We start from the raw sequence: 21668 nt of genomic DNA, 5'->3' as shown, positions 1-21668 counted from the left end.
AAGATTAAGGAGGCATGTATTTATGAAAAGAAAAATGCGTGTATTAGCATCGATTTGTGCTTTAACTTTAGCTTTAACCGCCTTGACAGCATGTGGCAGCTCATCGACGACCAAAGAGGGGACGCCATCTGACACAAATAACAATACAAACAATAACACGAATGTGAGCACCGAAGCAGCGAAAGACACCATTACGGCGCTATTGCCGCCGGTATCACCAGCCTATCAAGAAAATTTCCCACAAATGGAGAAAGACTTCAATGCCTTATATCCGAATCTGACGTTGAAAATCGAACCGGCCAGCTGGGAAGATATGACCCAGAAGCTGGATACACAGGTGAATGCGGGCAGCCCACCGGATATCGCATTCTTGGGTTCGGATGGCATTTCGAAATACGTTGAGCAAGGCATGGCCTTGGATATCACGGATGCGGCAACGGCTGAGATGATTGCGGATTACGATCAAGCGCCGCTCGAATATATGAAGAATGGCACCGGTCTATACGGCTTCCCTGCGTACATGGAAGTACACGCCTTAGGCGGGAACAAAGAGTTCCTCGAAAAAGCGGGAATCGACTATAAGAAAGTTCAAAAGGAAGGCTGGACCTTCGAGCAATTCCGTGAAGATATCAAAAAAGGCGTTGTGTCTGAAGGCGGCAAGACTTCTCGTTACGGATTCGTATTCGCAACGGCCGGCGTAACATCCAAAGATTATCTGGCGATTCTCGTCAAAAATGCGGGTATGCCAGCCGCATTCGATAAAGATCTGAAGTATGCCTATACGAGTAAAAACTATCTGGAAGTCTTAAAAGATATTCGTGTAATGATTGATGACGGTTCAATGCCGAAAGAGCTGAGCTCGGTGGACGCAGGTAAACGCTGGAATATGTTCCTGACGGGTCAGACGATGATTACAGGTAAAGGTCTAGCTGTGTTCGAGAACTCCGCGAATAAAAATAACGAGAAAATTAAAGCGAATGACGGCAGCGCTGTTAAAGGGAGCATTCCAGTCGAATACATCGTGCTTCCGGTTCCTACCTTCGCAGGGCAGAAGGCGCAGGCAAGTGCTGCAGTAGACGGCTATGTTGCATTTCGCGGCAAGAAAGAACCAACGCCTGAACACAAAGCGAATATAGTAAAAGCAGCGTACTTCTTGGCAAGCGGTAAGGTAGCAGCAACGACGAATAACGATTTGTTCGCTGCCCATATCACGAAGAGTGGTAAAAAAGCGGCTGAGAGTATGACAGTGAACAGAAATCCTGACAATGTCGCGGCCGTTGAAGCGATGCTCGCGACAGCAGCCCCAGCTCGTCCTGATATCCCAACTGAACTAGGCGCCAAAGCAATTAAGCTGGAAGATGAAGTCATTATTCCGAAATTGCAGGCATTGATTGCCGGTGAAATGACGCCAGAAGCCATGTATGATGCGGTGAAGGCGGCAGCCATTCAAACCTTTGGCGAAGATGGTATTGTAAAAGACTAAGATGTAAGCTGTCTCGGATAGCCGTGCGAATGTTCATGCGGCTATCCGAAACTTTTATGAAACTGAGATGGGAGAGGGGGCGCAACATGACCCAAATCGCAAAACCGATAAAGAGAAGAAAAATCAAAGGAGATAGCGGCGCTGGTTATGCTTTTATCGCCGTTGCGTTGGTTATTTTCGCGTTATTTACTGCATATCCGGTTCTGAGCGCATTGATCATTAGTTTTCAGAAATATATGCCGCTTGGTTCTAAGTTTATCGGATTCGATAATTATATCGACTCGTTTAAGGACCCTCTATTCTGGAAAGCGATTAAGAATACCGTTGTGTATACCGTGCTAACCGTACCTGTTGCTTTGTTCATTTCATTAGGTGTATCTCTCCTAATCCTGCCGCTGAAGAAAAAGCTGCAAACCGTGTTCAAAGCTATTTATTATTTGCCGGCCGTTGCATCCGGTGTCGCATTATCCGTCGTATGGCTGTGGATTTTCGATCCGATGCCGAACGGGATCTTCAACCAACTGCTCGGATTTTTGGGCATCAGCAATGTGAATTGGCTCGGAGCTACCTCCACATCCATGTTCTCGCTCGTTCTCATGTCATGGTTGTCGAGTCACGGTACGAGTATCATTATTTATTTGGCCGCTTTGCTCGGTATTGATGACAGCTACTACGAGGCAGCGGAATTGGACGGCGCTTCATTCTTGAAGAAGCTGTGGTATATTGTTATTCCTTGTCTGAAACCAACTACATTATTCCTGCTTGTAACGGGTGTCATTGGCTCGTTCCAGGTATTCCAGAACGCTTACCTCATGACGGGAGGCGGCCCGGACAATGCGACGACGATGGTCGGATTATTGATATTTAACAACGCTTTCAAATATTTTGAATTTGGCAAAGCTGCCGCACAATCTCTCATTTTGGCCTTGATTATCGGGGGAATCTCATTGATTCAATTTAAATTCCTAGGCAAAGACGTGGAGTATTGAGGAAAGGGGAAAATTCATATGGCGCTCTATAGTGAACACACGGGGAAAAAGCCGCTCAAATATGCTAGAAATACGGTCATTATGATCATACTACTGCTGTTTGCTCTTGCGACGTTATTCCCGATTTATTTTATGATTATTTCTTCCTTAGGCGATCCCGTCGAAGCCGGGGCAATGAGTTATACGCTATTTCCCACCAAAATTTCGTTAGAATCCTACAAGTTCTTTTTTGACTATAGTGACTATTCTTTACGATGGCTTCTGAATTCCCTGATTGTGGCAAGCGTCGTCACCGTTTCGAATGTATTTTTTGCCAGTATGGCGGGTTATGCATTCTCTAAAATAAGATTTAAGGGCAGATCCGTTCTCTTTGCCATCTTGCTCGTTGCTATGATGATTCCGTATCAGGTCACGCAAGTGCCTTTGTACATCCTGATCGTTAATATTTTTGAAATCCAGAATACCTATAGCGCCCTGATTCTGCCGGGACTTGTAACGGTATATAACATATTCCTGTCGAAGCAGTTCATGAGCAGCATTCCTGGAGAAATTCTTGAATGCGCGAAGATTGAAGGGTGTAACCAGTTCCAGGTCTATTTGAGAATTATTCTCCCATTATCCAAAACGGTTCTCGCCGTTATGGCGATTCTTACCTTCATGGAAAGCTGGAATACTTTCTTCTGGCCGCTGCTCGTCACCAATACGATGGATATGCAGACGATTCAAGTCGGGCTCAAAAACTTCAGATTTGCGAATACGACGTACTTCGCACCCATGATGGCGGGTGCGACGATCTCTGCGCTGCCGATGTTCATCCTCTTCTTCAGCTTGCAGAAATACTTCTTAAAAGGCGTCACGGTAGGCGCGGTGAAAGGTTAATATGAGCAGCACGATGGTATCTAAGTACCAATCTCGCTATGCTGTCGGCCTGATGTCCGGCACGTCCGTTGATGGAATCGATGCAGCTGTCATACGAATGAGCGGGATTCCGGGCGAATCGCCGCAGGTCGAGCTGATCGCGTTCGAGAATACGGCCTATACGGCTGCCATTCGAGAGGAGATCTTCATGCTCTTCGATCCGATCCAGGCAACCGTAGACAAGGTTGGCAAGATGAATGTATTGCTTGGCGAATTATTTGCTGAAGCTGCGCTCTCCGTGATTGCAAGAGCAGGGCTTACGCCGTCAGAAGTTTCGGTCATCGGTTCGCATGGACAGACGATTTATCATGCGCCGGATCTGCAGCGTATGCATGGATTTGATGTGCATTATACCGTACAGATCGGTGAAGGTTCCGTGATTGCGGCAAGAACAGGAATACCTTGCGTGTCGGACTTTCGGCCGGCAGATATGGCAGTCGGTGGTCAAGGTGCGCCGCTCGTTCCTTTCACGGAATATCTGCTGTATCGGGAAGCTCATCGAACGATGCTGCTGCAGAATATCGGCGGAATCGGCAATATTACGATTATTCCTGCCAATTGCGCGCCTGAGCAGGTATATGCTTTTGATACCGGACCGGGGAACATGCTCATTGATGGTGTTATTGAGCGTTTGTATTCGGGACAACTAACGATGGATACTGGGGGAGCCATTGCTCGAACGGGCAGCATAGACGCGGGGTTTCTTCATTTTTTGCAGCAAGAGGAGTACTATGCACTGCCTTTGCCGAAATCGACAGGCAGAGAACGATTTGGTTCTTCTTATATAGATAGGTTGCTTCGGTATGCGGAGGAGCACGGAATTTCTTCCGAGAATATTGTAACAACGGTTACGAAGCTGACAGCGTGGTCGATCGGAGATGCGTATCGACGCTATATCCGAGACCAGAATCCTGCAGATGTCATGCTGGTAGGCGGCGGAGGAAGCTATAATCCCGTGCTGATGGCGTACATTTCGCAAGAAATGGAACCGATGGGCGTGCAAGTGATGACACAGGAACAGGTTGGTCTGAGCAGTGATGCCAAAGAGGCCGTCGCGTTCGCCTTGCTTGCGGATTATACACTGGCCCGGCAGCCGAACAATCTTCCTGCTGTGACAGGCGCCGAGCGAGCTGTCGTGATGGGGAAAGTTTCGTATTAGAATTAGAATCGTGTTCAAAAAGTCGGCTTTTCAGCACCGAGAAGGTTGCGAGAATCTGAAGAAGGAGGAACGGAGTTTAGGCAAAACCTAAATGAGTACCTGAAATGTTTCCGAAGGAAACATACTTCGTAAGCGTAAACTCTTCGAGGATGAACGCAAGATTCGATGTCGAATTCTCTACATGAAACACTTCGTGATCAAAAGATGATTTTTTGAACACCTTTATGTGCGGCTAAGGGGGGCGGGTTCGAATGGTCGTATGCTGGGATCCTCAATATATTCATGAGGTTATTTCGTTGTGGAACGAGGTCGCTGTGAGAGAAGGGTATAAGGAGCTGGATGAGGATAGCTTCGAGCGTATTTTTTTGTCCAGCCCGTATTTCGACAGGGAGAATACGTTTGTCTTATTGGTTGCCGGTCAAGTGGAAGGATTCGCCTGCGGGTGTACAGGCAATGATCTGCCGCTAGGGAGTATTGCGGGATATATCACCTGCATCGTATTATCCGATGAATTCAGAACCGATGAACATTACCGAATCATGCTGGGGGCATTAGAGCAACGATTTAGATCACTTGGGAAGAAGCAGGCGGATGTGTTGTTCTTCAATCCGATGATGCTGCCGTGGTATATCCCGAATACGCCGAAGCATGAACACAATAACGCGCCGGGCGTTCCGGTAGATAGTCCGCTGTATGCATTTCTGCTGCGGGAGGGATATGCTGAACGCGCCATCGAGTGCGCGATGTATCTGAATTTGGAAGCATTCAACGTCCCGGAAGATATCAAGGCGAAGGAAGCTAGCGCGTCACTTGAGCATTATAGTGTAGCCTTGTTCAATCCTACCCTGCATGACGGTGTTGAGGACATGCTCAGCGGATTCGATAATCCGCTATGGCAGAAAGAGATCGCTCAGTGCGTCAACGCAGGCGTACCCGTCGTCATCGCGGCGCATCGCGGCAAGGCGGTCGGATTTGCTGGTCCGGTGATCCGTCAACCGAACGGCCGAGGTTATTTTGCCGGGATCGGGGTGCACCCGGAGCATGAAGGACACGGGCTGGGCAGCATTCTATTTTTTAGACTATGCGAGGCTTTTCAGCAGATCGGAACGGCGTATATGTCCCTCTACACCGGTAGCACGAATCCCGCCATTCGGATCTATGAGAAGGCAGGATTTCGAACTGTGAGACAATTTTCAGTAATGCGAAGGGAGTTGTTGTAACGATGAGCGAGCAGCGATTAACGATACTGGCTATAGGCGGTCATGTAGGCGATGCAGAGTTGACGGCAGGCGGCGTATTAGCCAGTCATTCGCTGAGAGGCGACCGGATTGTCACGTTAGCGATGACAGCTGGAGAACGCGGGGTTCCCACAGGCAGAGATATGGCGGAATATCGGATACAGAAAGTGAATGAGGCCAAGACATTCGCAGAGATGCTGGGCGGAGAATCGATCGTGTTCGACGTTCCGGATGGAGAGCTCCAGGACAATGATGAAATGCGTTTTAAAGTATGCGACGTGATTCGCGAGGTCCGTCCGAACATCATCATTACGCATTTCAAGAATAGCATGCACAAGGATCATATGACGACGCACAAGATTGTGAACGATGCACGCTTTTATGCAGGGCTGGCATCCTTTCAGCGAGATAAGCCTGCGTTCTTTGCTTCTAAGCTCTATTATGCGGAGAACTGGGAGGATGCGGTCGATTATAAGCCATACGTGTATGTGGATTTCTCTCAGGAAGCCTATGATTTATGGGTGCAGGCGGTATCCCAGCATTGGTTCGTTACCGGAAGCACTTCCTTCCCTTATCTGGAATATTACAAGCATTTGGCTCGTGTTCGCGGCATGGAGGCGAGAAAGGAATATGCAGAAACGTTCATGATTCCGGAAGAAAGTATGCGCCTGATTAGAACGGAACTATAAGGATCGAGGGAGACAGCTATGATTCGAAATGGGATAGATTGTATTGCGAACTATGCCGATCTTTTCAAGGGAAAACGATTGGGATTAATTACGTCGCCAACCGGATTGACGCAAGATTTCGGCACGACCATTCAAGTTCTACACGAGCAATTCAATTTGACGGCTCTGTTCTCTCCGGAACATGGCGTACGCGGCGATCAGGCTGCAGGCGCACAGGTTGATAGCTATCAGGACCCGATGACAGGTGTCCCGGTGTACAGCTTGTACCGCCAAGATTCCAAGCGGCTAAGCCAGGAAATGCTGGATGAAGTCGATATGATCGTCTATGATATTCAGGACGTGGGCGTACGGTATTATACGTTCATCTATACGATGCTCTATGCGTTGGAGGATTGCGCGAGAGCGGGGAAAGAATTCACCGTCTTGGACCGGTTGAATCCGCTTGACGGGGTAACGGTAGAAGGCAATATCCTGAAGCAGGGGTATCAATCCTTTGTTGGTAATTATCCGCTCTGCATTCGTTATGGTCTGACTGCTGGCGAAGTAGCAATGATGGCGAATGACCAGATGAACTGGAACGGCAAGCTCCATGTCGTACGTTGTGAGGGCTGGGAGCGGGAGATGCAGTTCCCGGATACCGGGCGTATGTGGGTCATGCCTTCGCTAGGGATTCCGCGGTTCGATACGGCCCTTCTGTATGCGGGCACTTGTCTATTCGAAGGGACCAATGTTTCGGAAGGCCGAGGAACGGCGGCTCCGTTCGAGTTGATCGGGGCGCCGTTTATTGACGCCTATCGGCTGGCGAATGAAATGAACGGCAAGAAGCTGCCTGGCGTGATGTTCCGTCCGGTCTATTTTCAACTATATTCCTCTAAATATCAGGGAGAGCTGTGCAGAGGTGTGCAGCTGCATGTAACGGACCGCCATGCACTGCAGCCGGTGGCGACCGGATTTATGCTGCTGGATACGATCAGACGGAACTATGAAGACTTCCGATTTCTTCCCCCACTGAAGGAGGGTTCCAGACCTTTTATTGATTTATTGTGCGGCGAGAAGTTGTACGGTGATGATACAGCTTCAGTTGATGTGCCGGCGATGCTGGAGCAATTCCGTACCGAGAGCCAAGCGTTCACCCGCATCAAGCAGCAGTATCATTTGTATTAAGGATCGCCAGAACTGGTCTGAAAGGTCGTGAACATATTGATGAGATTTGTTGCCGGACTGGATGGCGGCGGCACCAAGACGGCGGTCACCATCGCCGATGATCAAGGTCGCGTCGTACATTCGTTCACGTCCGGAGGCATGAACTATAACGGGCAGGACGAGGGTAGCGTTCGCCATAATCTGCAAGAAATTGTCGATACCATTGCGAGCGTGTGTGGGGGATTGGACTACTGCGTGCAGATCTGCTTTGGGGCGGCAGGGGTCAGCAATCCTATGGTCAGGGCGCGGCTGGAAGCCACGATCCGAGCATGTGGCTATCATGGAGATTTGCTCATTTTGGGCGATCAAGAAACAGCGTTAAGCGGCGCGCACGGGCGTCCGTATGGAATCATTCTTATTGCCGGCACAGGCTCCATCTGTTATGGGAAAAATGAATCCGGTGATGTTCATCGATCCGGCGGTTACGGTCATCTGATTGATGACGAAGGCAGCGGCTATAGTATCGGACGGGATTTAATCTCGGCTGTGGTTCGGGCGAATGATGGACGCGCACCCGACACGGTGATCACGGAAATGGTATATCGACAACTGAACATGACGACGGTTGCGGAGATGATCGGTTTTGTGTACGATGCGCGGACCCATAAGAAGGACATTGCGGCACTAGCCCCAATTCTCTCGGAGGCATGCCTGCTTGATGATCAAGCGGCTCTTGGCATAGCGCGTCGAAGCGCTGCTTCCTTGTTCGAGCTGGTCATTCCTGTCGTAGAGAAGCTGTCTTTACAGGAAAGAGCATTGGCGATGGCGGGGAGCGTGTTGCTGAAGAACCATTTTGTACAGACGGCGTTGGTCGACATGCTGCAAGAGAAATATCCGAAGCTGCAATGCATAACCCCGAAGCAGGATGCGTCCATCGGTGCGGTTCTCATGGCGTTGGAGCGGGTGAATCGAGCAATATAATAGGTGAAGCACGCTGGATTAGATGATCCGGGGTGCTTTTTTTGATAGACAAATAGGGGAATCGTCTCCGAAGCCAAAACCCCACTGTGGGGTTATTTGTGTTATTTGTTGCCTTGGGGAAGTCGCTAATCGGGGTGAATAAGCATATGTGGGTTCGTTAGAGGGTTCAGTGCGGAATGCGTCGTTTTTGGTCGCTTGAAATCATTGAAATGAAGACAAAAACAGTCATGATTCGCTATATACAAATTTTAAGCATTCAAGCTAAACTTGAGGTGTAATCATGAAATTAAATTTCACTATTATATATAAATTTAGAAAAATATTTTGCAATAAAGTTCGGATATTCCTAAAAGGACGGTGATGCGATGAAACGCTGATAGCTGATCGATCAGAGTGGACACGAATGCATGGACTGAAACGAATGGTTGGAACAATCACAGAAAGGATGTGCCCTTGAGTGAGAAACTTCGTGAATTCATTGCGAGTGAAAATGAATGCAGCATTAGCTGCGGTGTTGATCTGCAGTACGGTGGTTTCAGGATTTGTAAGCGTTTTACCGGCAGCTCATGCACAAGAAGGCGGTGTCAGCACGAAGGCTGCAGCGGAATCTGCCCCGATTCGTGAGAAGGTGATGGCGAAAGATTCTGTAGCCAGAACGATCGAGCTGGAATTGAAAGGAAAGGTCGAACTGAGCAATGCGCTGACGGTGGAACAGCACTTCGGCCAGACCGTATTAACCAAGACGCTAAGGGATGTCATGGTAGGCGCTGAGAATGTGGATGTCTATCTCGGAGCGGATGGGAAAGCAGCCAAGATCGTGATTAACGGCGAGACGCCGATGAATCGTATGCGCGTCGGTATCCGCAAGGATATCACCGATATTGCAGATATGACACAGCTGGGCCATTCGCAAATCGAGATGAAATCGATTGACGGGTTACGTATCAGAGACAAAAAAGGTGGCACAAGCCTGGATATAGCTGCTGGATCGCTCCTCTTATTCACCGTTGACAATGGGCAGATTGCGGTGAAACAGAATGGCGCAGAGCTGATTAAGACAGCGAATCGCCTAATTATAGAGCCTGTAAACAGCGGCTCACTTATTCAGGTGACGTCCATCACCCGCAGTCACGGGAAGCCGCAGTATCGTGGCATATTCGAGGTGTCATTGAATCCAGAGAAGGATAAACTGCGGCTGATTAATGAACTCGATATCGAACAGTATTTATACCAAGTCGTTCCTAGCGAGATGCCGGCATCTTATGGATTGGAAGCGCTGAAAGCACAGTCCGTTGCAGCAAGGACGTATGCGCTTACCGATTATATGACGAGCCGATTCGCAGATCGCGGCTTCCATATCGACGACAGCACATTAAGTCAAGTGTATAACAATCAGGCGGAGAACACGCTGACGACACAAGCCGTACAGGCGACATCCGGCAAAATTATGAAGAGCGGCAGCGAGCTGGTCGATGCGAGATTTTATTCGACATCAGGCGGCTATGGTGCATCGAAGCATGAAGTATGGCAAGATATCGACACGAATCAATTCCCGGGCACGTCGCTCCCTTATCTGATCGGAGACAGCTATACATATGATCTGGCGAACAGCGGCAGCTTGCTCAAGATCGATACGGCGAGTGAGGAAGTGTTGAACGCATTCTACAAAAATTTGAACTATACAGGCTACGATTCGGAATCTCCGTATTTCCGCTGGAAAGTCAGCCTAACGCGTACGGAGCTGCAGAACACCGTTAACAAAAATATGATTGACCGTTATGCGGCTGAGCCGATGTTCGTGTTGACGAAGGACGCTAACGGCAGCTTCGTCAGCAGACCGATTCCGGCGGAAGGCGCAGGCACCATCAGCAACATGTATGTCGCGAAGCGAGGCCGAGGCGGCAACGCGATGGAGCTCGTGATTGAAGGCAGTACGGGCACTTATAAAATTATTCGTGAATTCAATATTCGCTTCACCATCAGACCGAGCAAGACGTATACCGGCGGGACGACGGACATCCTCGCTTACCGTGCCAAAGGCGGAGCGGGGGCTTACGATAATGCTCCGCTTAAAAACCCGAGCATTCTCTATTCCGCCTTCATGACATTCGATCTTGAACGGGATGAGAATGGCAGCTTGAAGAACGTCACCTTCTATGGCGGTGGCAACGGGCATGGCGTCGGCATGAGCCAAGTTGGTGCCCAAATGCTCGGGGCGCAGGGCTGGAGCTATGACCGCATTCTGAACAGCTATTACAAGGGCATGCAACTTGTGGAACTGAATGCGGCGGTGCTCAGCCATCTGGAGATCTCGCCTGCGGTCGCGTCCGTGGAGCCAGGGGCGGAGCAGACTTTTACGGTGAAAGGGTATGACAGCAGCGGCAATGAAATGGCGGTGCAAGCCGATCAGTTGACGTGGAGCCAAACGGGCGCGATTGGCACCATATCAGCTGGTGGCGTGCTGAAGGCAGCGACCAATCCAGCTGCAGGCAAAGTCACCGTATCGACGGGGACCGTTCGTGCGGAAGCGGCGGTCATTGTCGGCAAGCTTGCTCAACTCGTGGAAGACTTCGAGGACATTCAAGACATCGCGGCTTCAAGCGTGCGCGCCGTGCCGGATTCCGTGAAACTGACCCGCGTTGCAAGGCCTGAACCGGTTCGCGCTGGTGTGTATGCCGGTAAATTCGCCTATGATTTCACTGATACCAAAGGAACGTCGGCAGCGTATATGAACTTCAAGGATGCGCTTGGTGGGACGGGACGCGTCTTGGAAGGCTATCCGAAGAAGCTTGGGATGTGGTTCTACGGGGATGCTCAGAAGCATTGGCTGCGCGCTGCGCTCCAGGATGCGGCAGGCAACAAACCTACCGTTGATTTTACGGCATCTGGCGGATTGAACTGGTCCGGATGGAAATACGTTACGGTGGATATGCCGACAGGCCTTACCCCACCGATCCGACTGAATCAGGTATACATTGTGGAGACGAACGATGCCAATAAGAATGGTGGAACGCTATACGTCGATCAGTTGTCCGCCTTGTACACGAACACTGATGTATTTGAGCTCTCCCTGTCGGGACTTACGCCGATGGGCATCGGAGAGACGAAGCAAGCGAGCTTGCTTGCAGCTTACGCAGGCAGCACGGAGCCCGTGCCGGTGCAGAGCGGTGTATCTTATTACAGCAGCAATTCGAAGGTAGCAAGCATCGATGCAAGCGGTACGGTCAAGGCGCTCCAAGAGGGAACAGCAACGATTATCGCATTGTACGGCAGCGCACAGCCGGCTGAATATCAGCTGAAGGTAACGAAGGAGGCTCCAGTGCTCGAACGTGTAGAAATGACGGGATTAAGTGCAATGGAGACCGGTCAGGCGAAGCAAGCGAAGGTGTTCGCAACGTTCACAGGCAATCCGAACCCGGTTGAACTTATCAGCAGCGAAGTCACATTTAGCAGCAGTCAACCCGACGTGGCGTCGATCGATGCCGCTGGCCAGGTGAGTGCACTGAAACCAGGACGGACGACAATCACAGCATCGTATGGCGGGAAATCAGCGATCTACGAGCTGGAGGTCAAGAATCCAGTTCCTGTATTGCAGAGCATTGAGATCAATGGTCTTAGCGCCATGACGATTGGTGATACACAGCTGACCAAGGTTACGGCAAAATACAGCTTGACGCCTGATCCAGTGGAGCTTACGAGCGGCGTCACCTTCACGAGCAGCAATCCGCAGGTTGCGACGGTTGACGAAGCAGGGAAAGTCAAGGCGCTGAGTGTAGGAATTAGCGCAATAAGAGCTTCCTTCGGAGGCAAAACGGCTGAATTTACCGTCGTTGTCAATAAAGTAACTTCCTCTCCGAAACGGGAACTGAGAGCAGCTTGGGTCGCATCGGTTGAGAATATCGATTGGCCGAAGCAGGGCGTCGTGAAACCGGAGGATCAGAAACGGGATTTCTCCGCGCTGCTGGACGAATTGGCCGGCATGGGCATGAATGCCATCATTGTTCAGATTAAGCCGACCGCAGACGCGTTCTACCCGTCCCAGTATGGACCTTGGTCAGAATATCTGACCGGCGTCCAAGGGAAAGATCCGGGGTATGACCCGCTTGCCTTTATGATCGAAGAAGCGCATAAGCGCAACATGGAGTTCCATGCCTGGTTCAATCCGTACCGTGTCAGCATGAAGGATAACATCGGGAATCTGGTCGAGAACCATCCGGCAAGGCAGCATCCGGACTGGATCGTCAGTTATGGCGGCAAGTTATACTATAACCCGGGTGTACCTGCGGCAAAAGATTTTGTCGTCGGAAGCGTCATGGAGGTTGTCCGCAATTATGATATCGACGCCGTGCATATGGATGACTACTTCTACCCTTATCCGGTCAACGGCCAAGACTTCCCGGACGCGGACACTTATAAGACGTACGGCGGAGCTTTCACGAACAAAGCCGACTGGCGAAGAGACAATGTGAATCAGCTGGTTCATGAATTATCAGTCGAGATTAAGCAGGTGAAGAACTATGTCAAGTTCGGCATCAGTCCGTTCGGCGTATGGCGGAACATCGCAGATGATCCGACAGGTTCGGATACGACGGCTGGACAACGTAATTATGATGATTTGTACGCGGATACGCGCAAGTGGATTCACGAAGGCTGGATCGATTACATTACGCCGCAAATTTACTGGAACTTCGGATTTAGTGCGGCTGCTTACGAGAAACTGGTCGATTGGTGGACGAAAGAAACAAAGGGAACGAATGTGCATCTCTATATCGGGCATGCAGACTACAAAATTAACGATAACAACGAAGCTTGGGCCAAACCCGATGAGCTGCCGAACCAGCTCAAGTACAATTGGAACTTCGAGGGGGTTAAAGGCAGCATGCATTTCAGCGCCTCGGATCTTATCCGAAATCCACTCGGCATCAAGGATAGACTCATCCAAGACAGCTATAAATTGCCTTCCCTTATTCCTGTTATGCCGTGGCTGGACAATAATGCTCCTAAAAAGCCTGTTCTGCAGTCTGTGATCAAAGGCGCGGCAGGCATCGAAGTCACCTGGAAGGGTGAACAAGGCAGCGATGAGACTTCCTATGTACTATACCGGATTGAAGGCAAAGAGGGCTTAAACGTGGATAATCCCGCTCACATTGCAGCCATCATTCACAAGCAGTCAGCGGATGTTCAGCATTATACCGATAAAAATGCCGTTGAGGGACGTGTGTACACTTATGCCGTCACGGCCGTGAACCGGCTTCATCACGAGAGCGAAGTCAGCAATCCAATCACCCTTGGCGAGAGCGTGAAGCGGATCGAGCTCGGAATGCTGGGCGAGCTTGCGGTAGGCAGTACCAAGCAGGCGCAAGTATTCGCCTACCTTCCGAACAGTGACGCACCGATGGATGTGACGGGCAGCTCGCAATTTGCAAGCAGTCAGACTGCTGTTGCATCGATCGATGCAGGGGGATTGATCACAGCGCATCAAGAAGGCACGAGTGTCATTACGGCGACCTATGGCGGGCTTACAGCAACGGCGACCATAGAAGTTCGAAAGCAAGAGCAGCAGCTATCGACCGTGTTAACGGGGCCGAGCAAAGTACAGACCGGCCAGCCGTTTACCGTCCAATTCGGTCTTCATGGCGTTACGTCGAATGTATACGCTCAGGACATTACGATTGCGTATGATGAATCGATTGCCGAATACGTCTCGTCAGCACCGCTGATGAACGGGATCGATATCCTATCGGAGAAGAAGAATCCAGGCAAAGTCCGGCTCATTCTTGTTAGTCAAGGTGCTGGCAATGCGGTTAGCGGCAGCGCTGAGCTGGTGAAGCTCTCCTTCCGAGCGAAAAATGTCACGCAGTCGGCTTCAGGCACGATTTCGGTCACCAAAGCATGGCTTGGCGATGGGGAAGGAAACGAGCTGGAGGCGCGGCCAACATCGATCCGAATTGAAGTTACGGTGGTTCCACCAGGCTTGCCGGGTGACGCGAACCATGACGGCAAGTACACGATCGGCGACTTAGCGTTCGCGGCTGCAAATTATGGCAAAGACAATAAGCATCCGGATTGGAGCCGGATCAAGGCCGCCGACTACGACGGCAATGGCGTGATCGATATTGATGACCTCGCTGCCATAGCGAGAAAAATTGTGGAATAGTATGTAACACAAAGACCAACCGTAATAATTAACTACGGTTGGTCTTTTGTGTTTCGGACGAATCAGGAATTCCGCCGATGGGAATGGGAAATGCTGTTGTTAGGCTTTGTTGCCTTTGACCCAAATGGATTGAATATTTAGATCCGTGTCCAGCATTAGCAAGTCGGCTTGCAGACCTGCACGGATGCTGCCTGTACGATCATCGATACCAAGCTGCTTCGCAGCGTTGTAGCTCGTAAGCTGTACCGCTTCTTCGATACTTACACCGACGCGGCGGATGATGTTCTGGAATGCAACAATCATCGTCAGCAAGCTGCCTGCAAGGGAGCCGCCGTCTTTCAGACGTGCTTCACCGTTCTTCGCGATAACGGCAAGACCGCCAAGATCATAATCGCCATCGCCAAGACCCGCAGCAGACATCGCATCGGTAATGACCACGAGGTTGTTGTTCGTCTTGCATTTCACCAGAACTTTCATTGCTGCCGGATGCACATGAATGCAGTCTGCGATTAGCTCTGCCACGATCCGGTCTTCACTCAGGACCGCACCGACCGTACCTGGCGCACGATGCGTCAGAGGCGTCATCGCATTATACGTATGCACCGCTTGGTTCAGACCTGCTTCGACAGCCGTCATCATCTCTTCGTACGTTGCATCCGTATGTGCTGCTGCGACGTTGATTCCGTTCGAACGGGCCCAACGAATCGCTTCGATTGCGCCGTTACGCTCGGCAGCCAGGGAGATTTGCTTAATCACCCCTGGATATTTCGTATTCCAATCTTCCAGCCAATCCACACGTGCTTCAACCATGAATTCAGGGTTCTGTGCACCTTTATATTTCGGGTTAATGAAAGGCCCTTCCATGTGTACGCCATGTACTTGTGCGTACGGCATGGAATTGTTCTTATATTCGCAGACTTCTGCCAAGACACGTTCAATCGCATCGTGCGATTGTGTCATGGTCGTCGCCATAATGGTTGTGGTCCCTTGGCTCAGGTGGAACTTCGTAATGGTATCGAGCACTTCTTTATTCGAATCCATGAAGTCGGCACCGTATCCACCGTGCACATGCACATCGATGAATCCAGGAATAATCCATCCGCCTTGTGCATCAAGCGCTTCATGCTGCCATGCCGCAAGGTCTGCGACCGGCACTTCTGCTTGTGTTCCAACAAATACAATCGTTCCATTCTCGATGCGTACACAACCATTTTTGATGATTCCTTGCGGGGTTACGACGTTGGCGTTAACGATAAAAAATGTGTTTGATGTACTCATTGCAATTCACCTGCCGCTTCTTTGTCGAGTAGTACAACAACATTTGAGTGTGTTTGAAGCAAGGAAGCCGGGCAATCGGTTGTGATTGGGCCTTGCAGCGCACGTTTCACGATGGAAGCTTTATCTTTGCCGCGAACGACGAGGATGATCATTTTCGCTTTGAGGATCGTACCTACACCCATCGTAATCGCTTGGGTAGGAACTTCATCAATGGAGTTGAAGAAGCGTGCATTCGCTTCACGCGTTTGTTCCTTCAATTCTACCAAATGCGTTCCGCCGTTCAGCGTATCGTCTGGTTCATTGAAGCCGATATGTCCATTGTGGCCAAGGCCGAGCAATTGCATGTCCACTTGCTTGGAAGTCGACATCATCTCATCGTAGCTTAGACATTCCGCGAGCAAATCTTCCGCATTACCGTTCGGTACATGCGTTTGTTCCATTGGAATATCGATATGGTTAAAGAGTTGGTTGTTCATGAATGTACGGTAACTCTCTTGATGACCTTCAGGCAAACCAACGTATTCATCTAAGTTGAAGGAAGTGACATGTTTGAAGCTCACGAGACCATTCTGATATTGACGGATAAGTTCTTGGTAAATCCCGATTGGCGTACTTCCTGTTGCAAGTCCTAGAACGGAATAAGGATTCGTCTGCACGAGGCTGGCGATAATGTTCGCCCCGACTTGGTTCAATTCTTCATTCGTCTCAAAAGTCAAAATATTCATGTGGTAATTACCTCCCCTTATCATTGCGGTACTTCTGTACCATTTCATACGATCTTTCAATACGTGGAATGTAGCGTGTATACTGCTCGCTGACGAGACCTGAGAACAAGATATCAATGACATGCAGCTGTGCAATCCGGGATGCCATGTCGCCTCGGCGCATGCCTGCTTCCATCGTTGATGTGAACAATGGAATATCCGCCATGGTCGAAACTGTAGAACTGCCGTATTTCGTTAATGAAATCGTCGTTGCTCCATTTTCTTTGGCACATTTGAGTGCATCAATCGTCTCTTGGGTCTCACCGGAATGCGAGATCGCAATTGCGACATCTCCCGGTGTCAGGTTCGAAGCGGAGATGATCTGTAGATGTGAGTCTGCGCTGTATCGCGTTCTCTTGCCGACAAGACCTAGCTTGTAGCACAAATCCTGTGCGACGATCCCCGATGTCGCCATGCCGTATACATCAACCAACTTCGCCTCTCGCAGCACATCTAATGCACGTTCAAGTTGATGAAGATCTAGTAAACGTGTTGTATCAACGATGGAACGCAAGTGATTGGCTTCGATGGCTGCAACCACGCTTGCTAGCGGGTTGCCTGCGACAATATCTTGATACTCTTGCGCTTGTTCCTTCTGCGCGATGTCCGCGGCGAGTCGCATCTTGAAGTCTGGAAACCCGCGAAAATGCAAGGATTTACAGAACCTCGTCACCGTTGCTGCGCTCGTCGTGGATTGTTCCGCAAGCTCGGTAATGCCCATATTGACTACATTTCCCGGAAAGCTCAGGATGTAGTCGGCAAGCTTGCGTTCTTGCTGATGAAAGGTGTCAAGCTGCTGTTCAATGGCATTCAAAATGCTGGACAAAACTCGCACCCCTCTGTATTCATGTGTGAAAAAGATTTTAATATTTTAACCATTAATCATGAAAATTATTTCAATACCATCATATATGATGGTTCTTTTTTTTTCAATAGAAAGGGTTGGATACGATCATGTTTTTCTAGCGAATTCTTCAAGTGAATCAAGCAACACTTGAAAGTCACATTTTTTGTTCAGGCAATGTTCATATCGCAAAGAATGCGACAAGGATCGGCTAATGCTTGTCAGGACAGTTTGCGGTTCTTCGCAACAATTGCCCCTTGTAGACTACAAGATATTCATCGTATATTCCTGACATGAAATCTGAATTTTCGGCAAGGTACGAACAATGATGAAGGAGCGAAGAATATGAGTCTATGGAAAGCGGCAATAGAGGATGCACTGCTAAAGACAAAGCAAAATATCGAGAAATTTGGCGATTTGTTCCCGCACGTCAGCGTTGATGGTAACGGAGGCAGAACGTATACACTTAATGCAAATGATGATTGGACGGACGGATTCTGGTCCGGCATTCTATGGCTATGCTACGAATATAGCAATGATGAAGTTTATAAACAGGCTGCTGAAAAGACGGTGGATAGCTTTCGCCAACGGCTTGCGGACAATATCGCCCTTGGGCACCATGATATTGGCTTTCTGTACTCGCTCTCATCGAAGGCGCAATGGATCATTTTGAAAGACGAAAGCGCCAGGCAGCTGACGCTGCAGGCGGCCGATAAGCTTATGACCCGTTGGCGAGAGAAGGGGCAGTATATTCAGGCATGGGGACCGATTGGCGATGCGCATAATGGAGGACGCATTATCATCGACTGCCTAATGAACTTGCCGCTATTGTACTGGGCGTACGAACAAACTAGAGATGAGCGGTATCTCCATGTTGCGGCCGCTCATGCCGACAAAAGCCGCCGATATCTTGTACGAGGCGACGATTCTTCTTACCATACGTTCCATTTTGATCAAGAGACAGGCGAGCCGATCGGGGGCACAACACATCAAGGTTTTACGAACGGTTCAACATGGACACGCGGGCAGGCTTGGGGTGTTTACGGCTTCGCGCTCTCTTATCGATATACGAGAAACCCGCTTTATTTGGAAACTTCGCGGCGACTTGCGCGTTTCTTTCTGCAGCATTTGCCTGAAGACGATGTTGCTTATTGGGATTTCAACGTACCGGTGAACGAAAAGACATATCGCGATAGCTCTGCCTCGGCAATCGTTGCAGCGGGCTTGATTGAGCTTATCTCTCATCTGGATGCAGACGACAAGGAACGGGCTTATTTTGAAGACGGGCTTCAGCGTTCGCTGAAATCGCTTGTTGATAACTACTCCACGATGAACGAACCGAACGCGGAAGGTCTGATCAAGCGTGGCTCTTACCACGTGAGAGGCGACTCGTCGCCGGATGATTTCATGATCTGGGGGGATTACTACTACCTAGAAGCACTCATGCGTTTAGAGAAAGGGATTAAAGGCTACTGGTACGAATGATGATCCATTGATCATGAACAGCAGATGATACGCAGAAACGCTTACCGTCCTTAAAGGACGTCGTAGGCGTTTCTCATTTCTACCATATATCTTAGATAGAATCTTCATTGAATACACCTGCCAAAAATGTGCCTTGCTTGTGACAGTTGAAATCGGTTACACTACGTTTACTTAGGCGCAATGCTCATCGTGAGGTGAATTGTTCATGAAATTTCCAGAACTATTTTTCGTGCGTAAAAAATCGATGCTTCGGAAAATGATCATCGTTTCACTTATTATTTCTATTGTACCGACGCTCATCACAGGACTGGGCAGTTATCTCTATGCTTCGTCCGTTGTAGAAACCGAAGTCAATAAGGCTAACTATCAGATTCTGAAATCTGCTTCCGATAATGTGGATAAAAAATTGCAGACGATTCAGATTAATCTGCTGCAAATATTGAACACGCCTTATTTTCTATCGGATTACAAGGTAGATTTAACTGTTGATCAAATGGACTTCTTCGGTAAAGTGTATAAGATACTTGGAGCATTTCAAAATACGAATAAGGATTTAAACGAGCTCGCGATTTATATCCCGAACATTGCATATGTCTCTCCGACGAACGGAACCATCCGTCCAGATGGTATAAACAAGTCCGTTCGGGATAAATTCGATCATGAGCTGAAAGAGAATTACCGACTGCGTTGGATGAACGATACATTCCCGGTAAGGCCTTATGCAAATACGGGCAGGGGCGTTACGCTGATCAACAAGTTTCCACTCGGCAGCAGTTCTCCCATTGGACTTGTGATTGCGTCGGTAGATTCGAGTCAGTTTCGCGAAATTATCGGAGATTCGACTGTTTATAAAGGGCAATCCATGTTCGTTGTGAGTGAGGACGGGACATTAGTCGCAACTACAGCAGACCAACAACAACCAGGCAATTTCTATGAGAGCATCTTGCAAGCAGGGGAAGGGAAGTCCAAGTATAATTTTAACTGGAATGGTACGACCTATCTGGCTACAAGCATCTCTTCGAACTACAGCCATTGGAAATATATCGATGTGATTCCTGTAAATGAATTGAACGCTAAATCGAGAGGCATCGCGTTCATTACGATGGGCATCGTCTTCTTTTTCTTGATTATAAGTGTCGGCGTATCGTTCTTCGGAAGCCGCAAAATTTACAGGCCGGTAGAACGGTTGTTGACGAGTATTCGAGGGGATTCCGGTACAGAGATCGATACCGATGAGATGGGCTTCGTGCATCGCAACTGGCTGGAGCTCAAACATACCGCATCTCAGCTGGAGGCTGAACTGTCGAATCAATTGCCAATGATTCGCGAATCCTTTGTTCTTCAGCTGATGCAAGGCCAATTTGCCCATTATACCAAAGAACAATTGGGAGGATTTCTGAAACGTTATCAGCTTCCGGAGCAAGCGGAATTTGCTGTGCTTGCCGTTGTGTTCGACATAGACACGAGCCGGAAAGGGAAATTCGGTGACAGTGACAGAGAACTCATGCTCTTCTCCATGAAAAATATCATCGACGAATTCATTCCGCTAAGCGGTTGGCAAGGGGTGACGGTCAACGTATTTCATGACAGTTTAGTATCTTGGTTATGCCATGTGCCTGGAACTCCTGAGATGGGCAAGGAGGAGCCCGATTTCTTCGAATTTGCTGAAAACATGCGCAGCAGACTTTCGGAGTATTTGTGTCTCCCTGTAACGGTTGGGCTAAGTGAAATCGGATACGAGATCAAGGAAGTTCCGGGGCTGTACCGTCAAGCGATGTTCGCTTTGGAGTCGCGCATCATTGTGGGGAGAAATAAAGTCATTCAGGACAAGGGTAACTTCGTTAGCGAGAGCAGTTACCCTGTGGAATTGGAACTGCACTATGAGAATTCGCTGAAGCTTGGCAATCAGGAGGAAGCGGAGCGGATGTTAACTGACTTTATGGACACGGTCAAGAGAGTGGCGAGATCCCCAGAGGGTGTGCTGCTGTACTGTAATCAGCTGCTTGCCGCTACATTACGAACGGCTTACAGCTTGAATGTGGAACCAAAACAGTTAATCGAACAAGATGATCCATATACGCATATGCGCAAGCTGAAGAGCATCGAGGACATTACCTCATGGTTTGTTCATGCTTTGATTTCACCGATTATTGGCAGCGTTCAGAGGAATCGTCGTGGTGAGTATGAACGAATGGTCACGACTGCCGTATGCTTCATACACGACAATTATCATCGGGATATCTCGCTCGAAGAATGCGCGGATTATTGCGGTGTCAGTACGTTCCAGATTAGCAAATGGTTTAAGAAAATCAGGCAGATTGCTTTCATTGATTATTTGACGGAATACCGGATTGAGAGAGCGAAGCAAATATTAGCGGAAACAGACTTGCCGGTTGGCGAAGTATCCTTACTTGTTGGGTATCAGCGTCAAAATTTCATGCGCGTCTTCAAGAAACAGGTCGGTACGACTCCCGGACAGTACAGGGAGTCAGTCAAGCAGCTGCCATCCTGACCTTGAAGTTTGAAGAAACTGCCATCCA

General features: G+C 49.2%; 14 protein-coding genes. 11 read left to right on the top strand and 3 right to left on the bottom strand.

Annotated elements, in window-relative coordinates:
• Positions 1-22: 22 nt before the first annotated feature.
• The 9 genes from AC3WU2_RS10690 (at position 23) to AC3WU2_RS10650 (ending at position 14757) form a co-directional block, all read left to right on the top strand.
• On the top strand, positions 23-1483 hold the full coding sequence (locus AC3WU2_RS10690) for an ABC transporter substrate-binding protein (RefSeq protein WP_492453887.1): 1461 nt from the start codon (positions 23-25) through the stop codon (positions 1481-1483).
• Positions 1484-1569: 86 nt separating this feature from the next.
• The gene (locus tag AC3WU2_RS10685) at positions 1570-2472 is read left to right on the top strand and encodes a carbohydrate ABC transporter permease (RefSeq protein ID WP_492453885.1); all 903 of its coding nucleotides are present in this window, start codon (positions 1570-1572) and stop codon (positions 2470-2472) included.
• Positions 2473-2490: 18 nt separating this feature from the next.
• Positions 2491-3351 (top strand): carbohydrate ABC transporter permease, encoded by an 861-nt coding sequence (locus AC3WU2_RS10680; RefSeq protein ID WP_492453883.1) that lies wholly within the window; start codon positions 2491-2493, stop codon positions 3349-3351.
• A 1-nt stretch (position 3352) separates the two neighbouring features.
• Complete coding sequence (locus AC3WU2_RS10675; RefSeq protein WP_492453881.1) at positions 3353-4549, top strand: anhydro-N-acetylmuramic acid kinase; 1197 nt, start codon at positions 3353-3355, stop codon at positions 4547-4549.
• A 251-nt stretch (positions 4550-4800) separates the two neighbouring features.
• The gene (locus AC3WU2_RS10670; RefSeq protein WP_492453880.1) at positions 4801-5769 is read left to right on the top strand and encodes a GNAT family N-acetyltransferase; all 969 of its coding nucleotides are present in this window, start codon (positions 4801-4803) and stop codon (positions 5767-5769) included.
• 2 nt (positions 5770-5771) lie between these two features.
• Positions 5772-6476, top strand: coding sequence for a PIG-L deacetylase family protein (locus tag AC3WU2_RS10665; protein WP_492453878.1), 705 nt, complete (start codon positions 5772-5774; stop codon positions 6474-6476).
• A gap of 18 nt (positions 6477-6494) precedes the next feature.
• A complete protein-coding gene (locus AC3WU2_RS10660) occupies positions 6495-7640 on the top strand; it encodes an exo-beta-N-acetylmuramidase NamZ family protein (protein ID WP_492453876.1) in 1146 nt (381 codons plus the stop codon).
• A 39-nt stretch (positions 7641-7679) separates the two neighbouring features.
• Positions 7680-8600, top strand: coding sequence for an N-acetylglucosamine kinase (locus tag AC3WU2_RS10655; protein WP_492454047.1), 921 nt, complete (start codon positions 7680-7682; stop codon positions 8598-8600).
• Positions 8601-9057: 457 nt separating this feature from the next.
• On the top strand, positions 9058-14757 hold the full coding sequence (locus AC3WU2_RS10650) for a family 10 glycosylhydrolase (RefSeq protein ID WP_492453875.1): 5700 nt from the start codon (positions 9058-9060) through the stop codon (positions 14755-14757).
• Positions 14758-14856: 99 nt separating this feature from the next.
• On the opposite strand, the gene nagA is transcribed toward AC3WU2_RS10650, so the two are convergent.
• Genes nagA through AC3WU2_RS10635 form a run of 3 tightly spaced genes read right to left on the bottom strand, consistent with a single transcriptional unit; the run spans position 14857 to position 17625 of the window.
• Positions 14857-16035 (bottom strand): N-acetylglucosamine-6-phosphate deacetylase, encoded by a 1179-nt coding sequence (gene nagA, locus AC3WU2_RS10645; protein ID WP_492453873.1) that lies wholly within the window; start codon positions 16033-16035, stop codon positions 14857-14859.
• Positions 16032-16760, bottom strand: coding sequence for a glucosamine-6-phosphate deaminase (gene nagB, locus AC3WU2_RS10640; RefSeq protein WP_492453871.1), 729 nt, complete (start codon positions 16758-16760; stop codon positions 16032-16034). Before nagB ends, nagA begins: the two co-directional genes overlap by 4 nt.
• 7 nt (positions 16761-16767) lie before the next feature.
• On the bottom strand, positions 16768-17625 hold the full coding sequence (locus AC3WU2_RS10635) for a MurR/RpiR family transcriptional regulator (protein WP_018756925.1): 858 nt from the start codon (positions 17623-17625) through the stop codon (positions 16768-16770).
• A gap of 363 nt (positions 17626-17988) precedes the next feature.
• On the opposite strand from AC3WU2_RS10635, the gene AC3WU2_RS10630 reads away from it, so the two are divergent.
• Both AC3WU2_RS10630 and AC3WU2_RS10625 read left to right on the top strand, forming a co-directional pair.
• A complete protein-coding gene (locus AC3WU2_RS10630; RefSeq protein ID WP_492453869.1) occupies positions 17989-19128 on the top strand; it encodes a glycoside hydrolase family 88 protein in 1140 nt (379 codons plus the stop codon).
• A gap of 205 nt (positions 19129-19333) precedes the next feature.
• The gene (locus tag AC3WU2_RS10625) at positions 19334-21640 is read left to right on the top strand and encodes an AraC family transcriptional regulator (RefSeq protein WP_492453868.1); all 2307 of its coding nucleotides are present in this window, start codon (positions 19334-19336) and stop codon (positions 21638-21640) included.
• Positions 21641-21668: the final 28 nt, after the last annotated feature.

The organism is Paenibacillus sp. EB106-05-06-XG162, from assembly GCF_058791655.1.
This window is presented reverse-complemented; position numbering and strand designations above follow the sequence as displayed.